This is a genomic window from Nocardioides aquiterrae, assembly GCF_039526625.1.
Classification (GTDB): Bacteria; Actinomycetota; Actinomycetes; order Propionibacteriales; family Nocardioidaceae; genus Nocardioides; species Nocardioides aquiterrae.
In genome coordinates this window covers 137141-152541 of record NZ_BAAAJE010000015.1, presented here as the reverse complement: position 1 = coordinate 152541, position 15401 = coordinate 137141, and the positions used below count along the sequence as shown (strand labels likewise).

At 69.1% G+C, this 15401-nt stretch carries 16 protein-coding genes and 1 pseudogene; 12 read left to right on the top strand and 5 right to left on the bottom strand.

The features are described from left to right. Positions 1-31: 31 nt before the first annotated feature. Together ABD086_RS15010 and ABD086_RS15005 are read right to left on the bottom strand one after the other, a co-directional pair. Complete coding sequence (locus ABD086_RS15010; RefSeq protein WP_343908377.1) at positions 32-742, bottom strand: lysophospholipid acyltransferase family protein; 711 nt, start codon at positions 740-742, stop codon at positions 32-34. Positions 743-791: 49 nt separating this feature from the next. Beyond that, on the bottom strand, positions 792-1307 hold the full coding sequence (locus tag ABD086_RS15005; protein ID WP_343908376.1) for a hypothetical protein: 516 nt from the start codon (positions 1305-1307) through the stop codon (positions 792-794). A gap of 233 nt (positions 1308-1540) precedes the next feature. Here ABD086_RS15005 and ABD086_RS15000 point away from each other — a divergent pair, with 233 nt between their 5' ends. The 5 genes and pseudogenes from ABD086_RS15000 to ABD086_RS14980 all read left to right on the top strand — a co-directional run. Continuing rightward, positions 1541-2152 (top strand): TetR/AcrR family transcriptional regulator, encoded by a 612-nt coding sequence (locus tag ABD086_RS15000; protein WP_343908375.1) that lies wholly within the window; start codon positions 1541-1543, stop codon positions 2150-2152. Next, entirely contained in the window at positions 2145-2645 is a 501-nt protein-coding gene (locus ABD086_RS14995; RefSeq protein WP_343908374.1) for a PaaI family thioesterase, read from the top strand. Before ABD086_RS15000 ends, ABD086_RS14995 begins: the two co-directional genes overlap by 8 nt. Positions 2646-2973: 328 nt before the next feature. Further along, entirely contained in the window at positions 2974-3465 is a 492-nt protein-coding gene (locus tag ABD086_RS14990) for a peroxiredoxin (RefSeq protein ID WP_343908373.1), read from the top strand. Between the two features lie 281 nt (positions 3466-3746). Then, positions 3747-5174, top strand: a complete 1428-nt coding sequence (locus ABD086_RS14985) for an IS1380 family transposase (protein ID WP_343908372.1) — start codon at positions 3747-3749, stop codon at positions 5172-5174. Positions 5175-5443: 269 nt separating this feature from the next. Continuing rightward, a pseudogene (locus ABD086_RS14980) lies at positions 5444-5773 on the top strand (MFS transporter); the annotation flags it as partial. 881 nt (positions 5774-6654) lie between these two features. On the opposite strand, the gene ABD086_RS14975 reads toward ABD086_RS14980, so the two are convergent. Next, positions 6655-7803, bottom strand: a complete 1149-nt coding sequence (locus ABD086_RS14975) for a cytochrome P450 (protein WP_343908371.1) — start codon at positions 7801-7803, stop codon at positions 6655-6657. A 129-nt stretch (positions 7804-7932) separates the two neighbouring features. On the opposite strand from ABD086_RS14975, the gene ABD086_RS14970 reads away from it, so the two are divergent. The 5 genes from ABD086_RS14970 to ABD086_RS14950 all read left to right on the top strand — a co-directional run bounded on the left by ABD086_RS14970 (position 7933) and on the right by ABD086_RS14950 (position 11471). Further along, positions 7933-8514, top strand: coding sequence for a TetR/AcrR family transcriptional regulator (locus ABD086_RS14970; RefSeq protein WP_343908370.1), 582 nt, complete (start codon positions 7933-7935; stop codon positions 8512-8514). A gap of 112 nt (positions 8515-8626) precedes the next feature. Then, positions 8627-9253 carry a hypothetical protein gene (locus ABD086_RS14965; RefSeq protein WP_343908369.1) on the top strand — a complete coding sequence of 209 codons (627 nt, stop codon included), beginning with the start codon at positions 8627-8629 and terminating at the stop codon, positions 9251-9253. Positions 9254-9625: 372 nt separating this feature from the next. Then, the gene (locus ABD086_RS14960; protein WP_343908368.1) at positions 9626-10324 is read left to right on the top strand and encodes a TetR/AcrR family transcriptional regulator; all 699 of its coding nucleotides are present in this window, start codon (positions 9626-9628) and stop codon (positions 10322-10324) included. 95 nt (positions 10325-10419) lie between these two features. Continuing rightward, positions 10420-10884, top strand: coding sequence for a GbsR/MarR family transcriptional regulator (locus tag ABD086_RS14955; protein ID WP_343908367.1), 465 nt, complete (start codon positions 10420-10422; stop codon positions 10882-10884). A 263-nt stretch (positions 10885-11147) separates the two neighbouring features. Continuing rightward, complete coding sequence (locus ABD086_RS14950) at positions 11148-11471, top strand: hypothetical protein (RefSeq protein WP_343908366.1); 324 nt, start codon at positions 11148-11150, stop codon at positions 11469-11471. A gap of 67 nt (positions 11472-11538) precedes the next feature. Here ABD086_RS14950 and ABD086_RS14945 read toward each other — a convergent pair whose 3' ends face one another. After that, positions 11539-11874, bottom strand: coding sequence for a winged helix-turn-helix transcriptional regulator (locus ABD086_RS14945; protein ID WP_343908365.1), 336 nt, complete (start codon positions 11872-11874; stop codon positions 11539-11541). Positions 11875-11960: 86 nt separating this feature from the next. Here ABD086_RS14945 and ABD086_RS14940 point away from each other — a divergent pair, with 86 nt between their 5' ends. Continuing rightward, positions 11961-12383: a DoxX family protein gene (locus tag ABD086_RS14940; RefSeq protein ID WP_343908364.1), complete on the top strand. Its 423-nt coding sequence runs from the start codon at positions 11961-11963 to the stop codon at positions 12381-12383. Between the two features lie 217 nt (positions 12384-12600). Continuing rightward, positions 12601-12843, top strand: a complete 243-nt coding sequence (locus ABD086_RS14935) for a luciferase domain-containing protein (RefSeq protein ID WP_343908363.1) — start codon at positions 12601-12603, stop codon at positions 12841-12843. 170 nt (positions 12844-13013) lie between these two features. Here the strand turns inward: ABD086_RS14935 and ABD086_RS14930 are convergent, their stop codons facing one another. Further along, a complete protein-coding gene (locus ABD086_RS14930; protein WP_343908362.1) occupies positions 13014-15377 on the bottom strand; it encodes an MMPL family transporter in 2364 nt (787 codons plus the stop codon). Positions 15378-15401: the final 24 nt, after the last annotated feature.

Here is a 15401-nt window from a genome sequence, read left to right as displayed (position 1 = left end):
ACGTCCGTGCGCAGGCAGCTCGCCGCGATCGCTAGCTGTTCCGCCCAGGGGGGTTGCGGACACGCAGGGCATCTTCGAGCCGCCCGCGAACCTTCGCGCTCACATCGACCACGTGACGCTCGGTCAAGCCCTCCGTTGCCACCGGCGCCGTCACCACCACCCGCACCGTCCCTGCTCTGACCCTCAAGCGCTTGGCGGGCCACACCTCGCGGCTGTCGGTCACCAGCACCGGAAGGATGGGAACGCCGTGCCTGACCGCGATCTGGAAGGCACCGGGCTTGAACGGCAACAGATCGCTGGTTCTGGAGGTGGTGCCTTCGGGGAACACAAGGAGCGGCATGCCTTGGTCGAGTGCATGCGCCGCGCCGGCGGCAATGGTTACCCGATCTGGAGCGTCGCGGTTCACCTCGACCATGCCCCCCGCACGCAGTGCCGAACCTAGCAGCGGCACCCCGAAGAGCTCTCGTTTGGTGAGAATGCGGATGCGCCCGCGGAAAGTCGAGGTGAGCACGATCGGGTCCAGGTTCGACTGGTGGTTGGAGACGACGACGCAGGCGCCCACTCTGTGGAGGTGCTGGGCGCCCTCGACAACGACCCTGGCGCCGGTCGCGATCAGCCAGCCCCGACTCCACAGGCTCAGTAGCCGGTTGGTGAGCTCAGGTGAGCGCCAGCCGGGCGGGCACAGCGTCATGACCGCGGCGAGGACGAGCGTCCACAGGCTACCGGCGACGAGCGCTGGCACGGTGCGTGGCGACGGTTGGCACCTCGGGGCGTTGGCGGTTCCCACGGCTCTATGGAGCTTTCAGCGCAGCAGGGGGAGCGCCGATGCGGGGGGCGGAGCCCACCGACACCTCCAGCTCGGTGCGGTGCTCGGTTGCCGACCGCTCGTCGAGCACGGTGACAGTACCGTCGTCGCCGACGACAATGCACTCGTGCGCGCGGGCTTCGTACATCCTCGGGAATGTCGACCCATGCAATGCCCGCGGGGACCCCTCGAAGCTCGTCCCCGGCCGCGACCTCGTCGATGTTGCCGCGACTGGGGCAGCGAGCGGCGAGCACCTCCTCCTCCACGACACCGGGTGCGGGTCGTCGACCACCTCGGCGACGGTCGCTTCGTCGACCGCCGACACCGGGCACCGGGCAAGAACCTTGGCCCGCTTGCGAGGGGGGATGTTGGCGGGGCTGACGTCGCCGCCGGGGTGAGCCAGTACCCGAACACCTGTTACGCGTGGCCAGATCGGCGGGAAGATCGCCACCAGGAACATCCCGACGTAGCCGGCGGGCAGCACCGAGGGTCGGCTCTTCATCGCGCAGCGTCTGGTAGTGGCGGGTGATGTTGGCGCGGTGCTCGTCGTGCCGCCACATGCAACCTCCACGTTGAGCCTTCCTCGCCAGAGCCGGCGTCTGCGCGCTGTCAAGCGAAACCGGGTGTCACGAGGCCCTTCCACTGCGGGCCCACGCTCGGTCGGTCCGGGGCAACGCTCAGCCAGTCTTCGTGCCTACCGTACATACATTCGTGCACGGATGTACTCTCCTTACTGTGCCTGTGCAAGCGAGACGACAAGAGGAACGTTCGGCCATTACGCGCCGGGCCCTGCTTGACGCCACGGTGACCTGCCTGGCCGAGCTCGGCTACGCGGGCACCACGAGCGCCGCGGTGGCGGAGCGAGCCGGCCTTTCGCGTGGTGCGCAGCTGCACCACTTCGGGACCCGAGACCAGTTGGTGGTCGCGGCCGTCGAGCACTTGGCGCAGAAGCGCCTGCGTCAGGTGCGGGACCAGATGTCTCGGCTGGCGTCGTCAGGTGCCGAGCGCGAGGGCCCGTCGTCACGGGACAATCCGGAAGCGGCATTGGGGCTGCTGGCGGAGGCACTCTCGGGTCCGCTGTACGCCGCCACTCTGGAGCTCTGGGTTGCCGCACGCTCACATCCCACGTTGCGGACGGAGTTGGTTCCCGCCGAGGACCGGGTCAATGCCGAGCTCGCCGAGATCTGCCGAACCTATGTCACCGTCGATCCGATCGAGATCCGCCTGACCCTGGACCTCCTCCTCGGGCGCGGCGTCAGCGGACTGCTGACCCCTCATCCAGACCAGCGCCAAGCAGAGGTCCTGGCCGCCTGGGCCCGGCGCCTGACGGGAAGTCCCCGTGACTGACGCGGAAGCTCTGCTGGCAACGTGGGAGCAGAAGTTCCGGCCCCATCCGGACGGCGCCGACCTGCCGGCCCACCACAACCACTGCCTGGGCTGCGGCCCGGACAACCCTCACGGCCATCGCCTGCAGGCCCGTCGTCACGGCGACAGTGTGGTCGCCTCGCACTCCTTTGACGGGCGCCACGTGGGCGCACCCGGAATCGTGCACGGCGGCGCCGTCGCGACCGTCATCGATGATCTCTACGGGTTCCTGCTCTACCTGGTCGGCACACCCGCGGTCACCCGCCGGCTGACGGTTGACTACCTCGCCCCGGTGCTGATCGGCACGACGTACCGGCTGGAGGGGAGCGTGACCAGCCGTGAGGGACGGAAGCTGTTCGTCGCTGCCAGCCTGACCGCGTCGGACGGTCGGTCGGTGGCGACGTCGACTGCCGTGTTCGTCACCGTCGGCGTCGACCACTTCGGCCGATGTGGCGCCCCTTCCGTGGACGATTAGCTCCGTCGGGCGCGAGAGCCGTGGCGAGTCCAGCGCCAGCGGGCGTTCAGTCGCGCCGGCGCCAGTCGCCTCGAGCGTGCCCAGGTATTGTCCGCGGACCGGTGATCGCGGCAAGAACGACCCGATCCTCCACGCCGGCTCGGATCGGGGATACCCGAGGGGTGCGCATGTGGCAGGTCGCCTGCTCTTACGCCGCTGCCGCGTCCACCAGGCATCTGGCGACCGGTATCGATCCGGCGAGGCGAGGGAAGACCTTGTGTCCCGCACCGAATCACTTACTATTGGTAAGTGGCCTGTGGCGCTAGAGCCAAGGCCACGGAGGGACGAAATGGCCGGAACCGGACTGCTTCCGGTCGGCGCGATAGCGCCGGAGTTTGAGCTGCGCGACCAGGCCGGTGACCTCGTCCGACTGTCCGAGCTCCTCACCCAGGGTTCCGTCGTGGTGTTCTTCTATCCGGCGGCCATGAGCCCCGGCTGCACCGCACAGAGCTGCCACTTCCGGGACCTGGCCGCGGAGTTCGCCAGGTGGGGAGCCAGAGTCGTGGGCATCAGCCCAGATGCCGTGGATCGGCAGCGCCGCTTCGATGAGGCCAACCATCTCGGTTACCCAGTCCTGGCTGATGTCTCGGGTGAAGTCTGCCGAGACTACGGGGTGGCCCGGACCCGGTCGCGCACCCGACTTCTGCCCTTGCGCCGCTCGACTTTCGTTGTTGCCCCTGACCGACACATCGCGGCTGTCATCCACAGCGAGCTCCGGATGGACGTTCACGCGGACAAGGCGCTCGACGTGCTCCGCCGCCGCGCCACGTCGGCAACGTGAACGTCACGCACGTCCTGAACTCCCCGCAAGAGAGTCGCCGACCGTGGGCCGCAGGCCCCCACCTGCATGTATCGCATCCATTACCCAACTGTCGCCCCAACACCCTGGCACGAGCGGCGCATCACATCCTCCCCGGGCATGCGGCTCTTAGCCCGGATCCACCGATGATCTGGGTCTGTCGGCGGGCTTGAGCGAGCCGTAACGCGAGGATGCCCTTGCGGGCTGGGAGATTGGGGTTTGTCTAGGACTCCAGATCCACCGGCACGAAGGGCATCCGTCGAGTGCAACTCTCTCATAGCCTCCGCGCGACCTCGGCGGTGTTCGACGATCCGAATCTGGTGTCGTCCGTGGGTCTGGTTCCGCTGCTCGCGCTGGCCGAGTCCGCAGGGTTGCGTGAGCTCGCCGATGAGCACCTGACGGTGCCGACCGACAAGGGCGCGAATGCTGGGTTGAAGGTAGCTTCGCTGGTCGCCGGCATGGTCGCGGGCGCGGACTCGATCGACGACATGGCGCTGTTGCGGCACGGTGGGATGGGCCGGTTGTTCGCCTGGATCTACGCACCCTCGACGTTGGGGTCGTTCCTGCGGGCCTTCACCTTCGGTCATATCCGCCAACTCGACGCCGTCGCCTCGAGGCTCCTTCTCGCGCTGGCGAAGCTGACCGGGCTGTTCGACTCGGCCACCTCGCGCCCGGAGGGCGAGCCCGGTCGGTATGCGTTGGTCGACGTTGACGACACCGTGGTGGAGGTTCATGGGCACGCCAAGCAGGGAGCCGGTTTCGGCTACAACCGGGTCCGTGGCTTGAATGCGCTGTTGGCCACGCTGACCACCACGACGGCCGCCCCGGTGATCGTGGCCCAGCGGCTCCGCAAGGGATCGACCAACTCAGCGCGGGGCGCGAAACGCCTGGTCGGCGACGCGGTCAAGACCGCCTGTCGGCTGCTGGGCCCGAAGGCGTCGATCCTGGTGCGGATGGACTCCGCGTTCTACGGCCGCGGCCCGGTGCACGCCGCCCTGGCTGGAGCCGCCGCGGTGTCGGTCACGGTCCGGATGAACCCCCAGATCAAGGCTGCGATCGCCGCCATCGACCAGGACGCCTGGATCGCGATCGAGTACACCGACGCCGTCTTCGAGGAGAGCACCGGCCGTTGGATCTCCCGGGCGGAGGTCGCCGAGATCGACTTCACCGCCTTCGCCGGACAGAAGAAGGCCGAACAGGTCCCCGGCCGGCTGATCGTGCGCCGGATCCCGGACTTCAACGCCGAGGCGCACAAGGCCGCCGGCCAGGACACCCTGTTCGACCTGTGGCGATTCCACGCGTTCTTCACCACCGCCGACGCCGACCTGCTCGACACCGTCGCCGCCGATGCCACCCTTCGCGGTCACGCGGTCATCGAACAGGTCCACGCCGACCTGAAGAACTCCGCGCTCGCGCACCTGCCGTCGGGGGTGTTCACCGCCAACGCCGCCTGGCTGGTGCTCGCGGTCATCGCGTTCAACCTCACCCGAGCCGCCGGCACACTCGCAGCACCAGACCTGGCAAGGGCGACGACTGCGACCCTGCGTCGCAAGCTCCTCGCCGTTCCCGCCCGGGTGGCGACCTCAGCACGGCGGGTGACCCTGCACCTACCCCAGAACTGGCCCTGGCAGACCGCCTGGACCCAGCTGATCACCCGCGTCAGCGACCCACCACTCGAGCTCGCGTCCTGAACACCCAGCCGTCAGCGACGGCGTGACCTGAGAACCGGAACGCCCCTGGCAGAAAGGCCAGGCACTCCGCCACGCCCCCTCACCGAGCTGCCAACGTCAACGTCGACAACCCCGCTCGTCACGTCGCGTCGGTGGATCCGGGCTTAGGCATACGGAAAAGGCACGGCAGTGCCGGGCGATAGTGAAGGGCGAGTCGACCACACCCACCACCCCGGTTCGAGGTAGGCAGTGTCATCACCAGCCTGGCCGGCTTCGCGGTCGGGGTCGCCATGTTCGGCGCGATCATCTTCCTTCCGCAGTACCTTCAGATCGTTAAGGGCGAGTCACCCACTGCCTCCGGTCTGCTGGCCCTCCCGCTGATGGTTGGCCTACTGATCACATCGATCGGGTCAGGGCGGCTGATCACCCGCACCGGCCGCTACAAGATCTTCCCAGTCGTCGGCCTGCTGATAGCGGCCGTTGGATTGACGCTGATGAGCCGGCTGTCGGTGGACACCTCCCTCTGGCTGGCCGGCGTGTTCATGCTCGTCACCGGCGCCGGCATCGGCATGGTGATGCAGGTTCTCGTGCTGGCGACACAAAATGCGGTACCCCACGCCGACCTCGGCGTGGCCACCTCCGGGGCGACCTTCTTCCGCTCCCTCGGGGGCGCGATGGGAGTCGCGGTCTTCGGTGCCCTGCTTACCCACCGGCTCCGCGACACCATCCCTGCCCAGTTGCGGGCAGCCGGGGTGACCGCCGACCAGATGCCCGCCGGGTCAGCCACCCAGGGCAGCCCCGAACAGATCGCCGCGCTGCCCGACCCCATCCACCTCGCAGTGACCGCCGGGTTCGCCGAGGCACTGCAGACCACGTTCCTCGCCGCCGTACCGTTTGCGCTCCCTCGGGTTCGTCATCCTGCTCTTCCTCCGCGAGACCCGCTGCGACGGACCCGGGGACACACCCGGGCGGGACCTCGCCGCCGCACTCGAGACCTCGGTCGACCCAGACACACACCTGAGCGACGACGAAGACGGACCGCGTCCCCAGAACCCCCTGCCACCAGCGAGAACACCCCGACGCCGCTACCCAGGACCGCTCGCCCTGGCGGCCGGTGGCCCCTCAACCCCGAGGATGCGCAGCCGACTGGGTCTCCATCCGTGCCTCACTGCGGACAACCCGCCGCACACGACGGCTTGTTCGGCGTCGCACCAAGCCTCCCGAGCCATCGGCGCCGCGGCAGATCGCCCAACCGCCCTGGTCGCCCCCCCCCCCGTCTCGACGTCCGCAGCCAGGCCACGAAACGCGAGGCCTTGCGCGGTTGGCCCTCGACTCCTCGCAGCCCATCCGTGGACCCAGGGTTCCGGCCACGTCCGGACGGCGCCCACCGTGTCGGCTCCCCCTACCGCTTGCCTGGGCTGCCGTGCCGACCTGGCGCGAGGTGGCGCGCCTGCCCCTCGACGGTTGATCCACCCCTGAGGCGATGCGGACGGGGCCGCGGTCAGCGGTGCGGGAGCCAGTGCATCGGGAGTGCCAGGTATCCGCGGATCGGACCGTACCTCAGCCGCCCGGACCGGTCTTCGTCGACCTCCCAGTCCGGGCAGGTTCGGAGCAGGACCTCGAGGGCGGCCCGTGCCTCGAGGCGAGTCAGGGCTGCGCCCAGGCAGAAGTGGATGCCTCGCCCGAACGCGAGGTGGCGCTCTGGTCCCCGGTCGATGTCGAATCGATCCGCGGCCGGGAAGACGCGCTCGTCGCGGTTCGCCGATCCGAACAGCAGCAGGACGGTGTCCCCGGCGGGCATCGTGATGCCGTGGATGGTCACGTCGCGGGTGAGGGTTCGCGAGAGGCCCTGCACTGGGGAGTCGAAGCGGAGGAGCTCCTCGACGGCCCCCGGGTGAAGCTCGGGGTGGCGCGCGAGGCGCTCGCGGGCAGCGGGGTGCCGGGCCAGGATGACCATGCTGTTGGCGAGCAGGTTGGTGGTCGTCTCGTGCCCGGCGACCAGCAACAGCAAGCAGAACCCGAGCAGCTCCTCCTCGGTCAGCCGCTGCCCGTCTACCTCGGCTCCCACCAGCGCGGAGATGAGATCGTTGCGCGGCTCCTTGCGTCGTTGGGCGAGGAACCCGCTGAAGTACTCGTACAAGGAGGCCGCGGCGGCAAGGCCGGCGCCGGTTTGATCCCGCACCGGGTCTGCCTGGACGAGCAGGCTTGACCACTGCCGGAACTGCGCCAGGTCCTCCCGGGGTATGCCGAGCAGGTCGGCGATCACCATCGCCGGCAACGGGCCGGCCAGCTCCGCGACCAGGTCGCAGGCGCCTGCCTGGACGAATCCTTCCACCAGCTCGGTGGCGATCGCCATGACCGCTGGCTCCACGCTGGCGATTCGCCGCGCGGTGAAACCTCTGCTGACCAGCGCGCGCAACTGCGAATGGCGGGGCGGGTCGGTCATGATCATCGGCAGGAACAGCTCAGTCATCTCCATGCCGGCCGGTGTGGGAAAGATCCCCGAGGCTGAGGAGTAGGTTCCCGGGTCCAGCGGTGCCGCCTCCACATCGGCGTGGCGGCTGAGCACCCAGGTGTTGCTGGGCGGCGCCCAGTACACCGGGTGGGCGGCCCGCAAACTCTCGTAGACGGGGTAGGGATCGTCTTGCACGCCGGTGTCGAACGGGTCGTAGAGGTTGCTTTCCGGGACTGCTGCGTGGGTCATGGCTCTCCCCTCACCGCACTGCTTCCGGACTGCCTGTTTAGACTCTGAGTCTGGACCCGTCGGACAGGAGTTGCAATGCGTACCGTCCCCAGTCAGACCGCCGCCAAGCTGGGCGCCGCCGCCGAGCTGTTCGCCGAGCACGGTGTCGACCAGACCAAGATCGACGACATCGCCGCCGCGACGGGGATCCCCAAGGCGACGCTGTACTACTACTTCGCGGGCAAGGAGGAGATCCTCGCCTTCCTGTTCCGCGACGTCCTGAACCGCGTCTCGGACGAGGTAGCGATCGCGGTGCAGTCCGACCGGCCAGGAGCAGTTCGGCTCGGCGAGGTGATCCGGGCCCAGCTGCGGGTGATGGCCGAGCAACCGGCCGTCTGCCGCGCCCTCGTGGGCGAACTGGGCCGGGCCGGCCGCATCCCGGAGATCGCGGCCGTGATCCACGCGGCCTACTACCAACCAGTCCAGGCCCTGCTCGCCGAGGGGGTGGCCGACGGCTCGCTGCGGCAGGTCCCGGACCCTGGGTCGGTCGCCATGGCCCTGTTCGGCGCGGTCACCATCAGCGCCCTGTCCTACCTGGTCACCGACCAGCCCCTGGACGAGGAGCGCATCGGGAGCGCCGTGATCACGACGCTCCTCGACGGCCTTCGCCCCCGCTGACCCCGCCCGGTCAGAAGCACCGCTGAAGGCCGCCACGAGTCCTCCAACCCCTCGCCCCCGACCCGAAGGATGGTTCCTCGACATGCTTGCAAACGCTCTCCCGCTGTGGGCAATGCGCGCGTTGGCGGCGCTGCTCGCGCTCACCCTGCTCGTCGTGACCATCGGAGTGGCACTGCTGCTGCCGCACCTCCCCGGCCTCGCCCGGGCTGCCACCGAGATGCCCGAGGCTCTCGAGGTGGTCGACCGCGCCCCGGACACCCTGGACCAGGTCGAGCGGATCGACCGCAACGTCGAGAACATCACTCCCCCCGTGGCGGCTGCGACCAAGGACCTGTCCGAAGTTGCCCCGCACATCGCAACCCTGGCCGGCCAGGTCGACCAACTCCTGGGCGACCTCGAAACCTTGCAACGCACCACCAAGCCACTGGGCGAGGCCGCCCCCAAGATCGCCCGCCTGTCCGACCAGCTCCAGGGCCTCCAGACCTCGCTCCGTCGGCTCGACGGTCGCCTCGCCGCCCTCGACCAAGGTCTCGTCGAACCACTCAACCAGGTGGAGAAGCCCCTACGCAGCCTCGCGGGCACCACCGCCCCGCTTCCCGAGAGCCTCGACCGGCTCAACCGGAGCACCGCCGTGCTCGAAGAGCTCCCCGGCTACTTCGACCGGCTCCAGCGCACACTCCACCGCGTCGCCCGACACGTACGAAACCTGGACGAGAAGACCGGACCAAACCTCCGGTGAGCCAGCGCCGGACACGCAGCACCCTGCTCGCTCGCGTGCCGAGCGCACCGAGCCACTTCAATCGGTCAGCCCAGACCACCACTGGCGTGCCCCGCATGGGTCCCGCCAGACTGCAGGGCCCCGGCCGCGCACCCGGCGTGGACAACGCCCCGCCTACCGAGTTAGCCGACCGTGGGCGACAGAACGTCTCAAGACATGTCGCAGCAGCCGGAGTTGGGCCGCCCATCTGGACGAGCCGGGTGCGTCAGCGTCAGCGGACATGTCGTTACGGGGCTGCTCACGTAGAATTGGCAGCGTAGGGCCTGGGTGGAGGATTACCACGCCGAAGGTCTGCCTGCACCAGAGCCGACCCGGCGCCGGCGAGGAGGAAGCGTGCAGCGAGCGATCGTTGAGCCGCCCTCCAGCCAGCCCGTGGACGCGCACCCGGGACCCCGGCTGCGTGACGACACCGTGGCCGAGGCCGACCATCGTGGTAGTGCGTCGGGGCGTACCGGACGGCGGCCGGGCCAGAGCACCACTCGGGCGGCCATCGCTGCAGCAGCGCTGCACCAGTTCGCCGCGCGGGGCTACGGCGGCGCCACCATGAGGTCCATCGCCCAGCAAGCAGGCGTGGATCCTGCCTTGATCGCCTACTTCTTCGGATCAAAGCGCGATCTGTTCAACCAGGTGATGCGGCTGCCGATCGACCCGCCTCGGGTCGTGTCGCGCGTTCTCGACGGCGAGCGCACCGCCGTGGGCGAGCGCCTGGCTACGGTTACCTTCGAGGTGCTCGCCGACCAGCACAACCGGGACACGGTGATCGGGCTGCTGCGGTCTGCCAGCCACGATCGCGAAGCCGCGACACTCCTCCGAGTGGCGGTCACCGAGGAGATCCTCAAACCCATCGCGTCAGGGCTTGACGTCTCCGATGCCGACCTTCGCGCCGAGCTCGCGTTGTCCCAGATCTCAGGCCTCGTTTTCGCGCGGCACGTGATCGGACTGGAGACGCTGGGCGCATCGGCCCCCACCCGCCTCAGGAGGACGCTCGGTCTCACCCTGCAGCGCTGCCTGGTGGGACCCCTGGACACCTGACGGCCGCCTATGCGAGGTCGGGGCGCTCGTCCTGGTCCACGATCCACCTCGGCCGGATTCATGACATCGTGAACGTGCCGAACTAGCCTTGTCCCGTGGGTGATGTCCAGCAGGCCGTCGAACGCCTCGGCCGCGCCCTCGAGGACAACGGCGTCCCGCGGATGCCGGCCCGGGTGTTCGCCTTTCTCCTGGCCGAGGACCGTGACCACTGCACCGCCGCCGAGCTCGCCGCCGCACTTCAGGTCTCACCTGCCGCGATCTCCGGCGCAGTCCGCTACCTCATCCATAACGGGCTGATTATCAAGGAGCGCCGGCCCTCGGCCCGCGGGGACTTGTACCGGCTCGTCGACGGAGATGTCTGGGGCACGATGATCACGGCGCGGCTTCCGCAGTTGGACCACTACCTGACATCGCTGGACGCGGCCGTCGCCCTCCTGGAGCCCGGCAGCCCTGGCCGGGCCAGGTTCGAGGAGACCCGCGACTGCTTCGCCCTTGCCCGGGAGGGGATCGCCGACCTGGCCGAGCGCTGGGCACGGCACCACGACGCCCGCACGAGGTAGCCAGCTCTCGGCACTGTGACACCGACGCTCTGCTCGTGTCCCGATCGGGGGCGTCGCTTCTCGCGGCGGTGTGCGTTCTCGCACTTCGCCCGCCTGCCCTCCGTCCACGCCCCCGTCCGGCCTTGTCCCCACCCGGCTCAGCATGGGCCCTGGGCCGACCTCAACTTGTGCATGCCAATGGGTTACATACGTGCATGACGGCATGTAGTCTGGGCGTGTCGGACGTCACTCAGTGGACTGTCAGCGTCCGATGGAGGTGGCCGATGTATTCGGGTTACGCCTGGCAGGCGCTGGCGGACCTGCTCGCCGACGCGGCCTGGTACGCGATGTGGTTCCTCTACGGCGGTCTGGTCGCGTTCGGAAGCTGTTGGTGCCTCGGGTACGGCGGTTACCGCGTCTGGCAGGAATGGGATCGTGACTGGCTGCGGCGACGCGAGCAACGTCGGATCGACCGAGAAGTCGCCCGCGGCCTGCGCCAGGTCGAGGAGTTCTTGCAGCACCAGACACCGGCACGGGCGGAGGGCTTCGACGGCTTCAAGCCGTCCCGGGCACCTCGAGGCCTCCGACGACGCCCGTCACGCGGGTAACGTGCGCCCGGCGTCAACAGATCGGAGCCCGGGGCCGCGTCTCCGCCGCCCGGCCGAGACGATTGCGTCAGGCTGGCGACTTCCCGGGCTCGGTGTCGGTCCAGCGGCGGTTCCAGCGGTCGATGGCGAGGAAGACGTGCTCGAGGTCGCGCCCCATGTCGGTCAGCTCATAGCGCGGGCAGGCGTCCTTGAGCCGGTGGGTGATCACGCCGGCCCGGCACAGTTCCTCGAGCCGCTGGCTGAGCAGACGCGAGGACAGGTGCGGGACCGCGTCGAGCAGGTCGCTGAAGCGGACCGGACCGTCGAACATCGGCCGCAGGATCGAGGCCGTCCAGCGACGCCCCAGGAACTCGATCGACTCCTGGAACCTCGGGCAGTGCCCGGCATCCAACTCTTCCCTCACCACCATCACAGGATTGCACCAGCACCGACACAGGTATAGGTTATGCATAGTAACTACTCTTGGTAATGCGGTGAAGGGGTGTCGTGATGGAGTGGCTGGTGCTGGTGGGGCGGCTGTTGTTCGGCGTGCTGTTCGTGGCGAGCGGGGTGGGTCACCTCACCCAGACTCAGATGATGGCCGGATACGCCCAGAGCAAGGGGGTGCCATTGGCCCGCGCTTCGGTCCTCGGCACCGGTGTGCTGATCTTGGCGGGTGCGCTGATGGTGCTGCTGGGGGTCTGGGCAGACCTCGGCGCACTCCTGCTGGTGCTCTTTCTGGTTCCGACCGCGGTCTTGATGCACGGCTTTTGGAGTGTCACCGATCCGCAGAGCAAGCAGATGGAGCAGACGCAGTTCCTCAAGGACCTCGCTCTGGCCGGTGCGGCGCTGATGCTGTTCGCGTTCTTCGCCACCACCGCGGATCTCGGGCTGACCCTCACCGACCCGCTGTTGGACGGCCTGTTCGAATGACCCTCGCCACGCCCCTGCCGACGCGGCCGGGACCACGCCCGCGCACCACCACGTCCAATCCCCACACCCAGCTCGACCAGCAACCCGCCGACCCGAGCATCCGGGAGCAGCTGGCGGCCAGGCTGTTCGCCCTCCCTGGCGTAGTGGAGCGCCCAGCGCGATCTCCGTGCCGGGCGCGCGGGCGCTGACCCTGCGGCAGCCGGGTCCACGATCGCCGATGTTCCTGGTCGGCAGCGAATTCGCGCACCTGCATCCGACGCCGGACCTCAGCCTGCACGCCGCGCTGCCGCGCGATCTGATGGTCGAGGCGATCGAAGCCGGCTGGGCAGAGCCGCATCCGATCGCCCGCCTCGGTCTGATCCCGGACACCATCGTCATGCTCTACGCGCCGCGCGACGAGAACGAACTCGACGTGGTGGCCGACCTGGTCACCGCGACCCACGCCCTCCTCGTTCCCTGACCTGCCTTCTGCCGGCTCCGGCCGCGCCGACTCGGCACGCACAGCGAAAACAGTCGCGAGACAAGTCACCGGACTCGGACGGGATCTCCGCCCGGGCCGCCGAAGGAACCGCACCCGCACCCCAGCCAGGCGTCGGCCACAAGGCGCCGCGCCACGCCGCGGGTGACGGCCTACCGCGTCCCCACCGCGTCGGGACGCGGCGTCTCCTCGCTGTCCTGACGCCGGGCGAGCATCTGGAGAAGTCGGTCGCCCTCGACGTCGAGGTCGGGCAGGATCCGGTCCAGCCACCGCGGTAGCCACCAGGCCTTGTCGCCGAACAGTGCCATCAGCGCCGGGGTCAGGGTGATCCGCACCAGGAACGCGTCGATGAGGATGCCGATCGCGAGCGCGAAGCCCATCTGCTTGATCATCACGTCGTGGGTGAAGATGAAGCCGGCGAAGACCGACACCATGATCACCGCGGCCGCGACGACCACCCGGCTGGCCTGGTCGAAGCCGTGCACCACGCTCGCCGGGCCGTGGTAGCCGTGCACGTAGGACTCGCGCATCGAGGAGACCAGGAACACCTGGTAGTCCATCGCCAGGCCGTACAGGATGCCGGTGACGATGACCGGGATGAAGCTCATCAACGGCCCGCCGGTGTCGATGCCCACCAGCCACCCGACCCAGCCCCAGGAGAACACCGCGGTGGTCACCCCGAAAGTGGCCAGGATGCTGAGCAAGAACCCGACGGTCGCCTGGATGGGCACGACGATGGACCGGAAGACCACCAGCAGGATCAGCAGCGACAGGCCCACGATGACGGCCAGGTAGACCGGCACGACCTCGGCGAGCCGGTCGGACATGTCGATGCCGATCGCAGTAAATCCGGTGACACCCACCACGACGCCGTACTCCTGCGCGATGGAGGAGCTCGGAGCTCGGAGCGCCTGCACCAGGTCGGCGGTGGCGTCGTCGTCAGGTCCGGAGGTCGGGATAACGCTGAGAACGGCCATGGCGCCGTCCTTGCTGGTGCCGACCGGCACCGCGGCCACGACGTCGTCGCGCTGCTGCAGCATCTGGGTGACCGCGCCGAGGGTCTGCGAGTCGACGGCAGCGCCCTTCGCGGACTCCACGGTCACCAGCAGCGGGCCGTTGAAGCCCTCGCCGAAGCCCCGGGTGATGGCCTCGTAGCTCTGCCGGGCGGCAGTGTCGGTGTTGGCGGTCGCCCCGGTCGGCAGGCCCAGGTCCATGTTCGCCGCCGGGACCGCACCCAGCCCGAGGACGGCGACGACGCCGAGAACCACCGGCCAACGGAACCGCACCACGGCCTTGGCCCAGTGGTCGGCGACGCTGTGGGCCTCCTCCTCGCGCCTGGTGTGTCCCTTCTGGCGGGCCTTGGCCGAGACGATCCGCTCACCGATGAGTCCGAGCAGGGCCGGAAGCAGGGTCAGCGCAATCAGGACCGCCAGCAGCACCGTGCACGCCGCCACCAGCGCCATCGTGGTGAGCAGGGAGATCCCGATGACCGTGAGCGCGACCAACGCCACGAGCACGGTCAGGCCGGCGAAGAATACGGCGCTGCCCGCGGTCCCCACCGCCCGGCCGGCGGCCTCCCGGGCCTCCAGACCACGGTCGATGATCAGCCGCCGCTGCCGGTTGACCACGAACAGCGCGTAGTCGATCCCCACGGCCAGGCCGACCATCAACGCCAGGACCGGGGTGGCCTCATTTATCTCCATCGACGTCGACAACGCGAACGCCGTACCGACGCCGATCCCGACGCCCACCAGCGCGGTGACCAACGGCAGTCCCGCGGCGACCAGCGACCCGAGGGTCAACACCAGCACCACCGCGGCGATCGCGAGACCGACGACCTCCGTCGGGCCGACCGGGACCTCGATGGCCTTCAGCGACTCGCTGGGCAGCACCCGCAGGCCGGTGCCCCTGCCGGCGTTCTCGACCACCTTGAGTACCGCGGAGACCTCCTCGTCGGTCAGTGACGTCGAGGGCACGGTGAACTGGAATTGGAACAGCGCCACCGGCGCCTGGGTGGAGACCAGCACACCCGGGACCGGGGTGCCGTCGACCACCAGCGGCTGGTACGGCGGCGGCTCCGCACCCGGCTGGGTAGGCGCCTGCGGGGCATCCGCACCCGGGGCCCCTGGCTCGGCGGTGGGCTGATCCGGGCCGGGAGCACCCAACTGCCCCTGGGCGGCGATCAGGTCGGCCGGGTTGACGACCTGCTCCAGGCCGTAGACCTCCTGCACGGTTCCCGCGATGGCGGCCATCCGCTCCGGGGTGTCCAACCGCTGGCCGTCGGGCACGGTGAAGACCACGCTGGCCTGACCGCCCGAGGCCTCCGGAAGCTCCTCGATGACCCGGTCCAGGACCTGCTGGGCGTCGGTGTTGTCGATCTTCATCTCCGAGGTGACCTTGACCCCGTTGACCAGCAACGCGGCGACCACCGCGGCGAGCACCAACACCCAACCGACGATGAACGGCCAGGGCCTGCCGTAGGCCCCGCGGCCGAGGCGGTACAGGAACGTGGACATGCGGTTCTCCTCAGAAGGTGACGG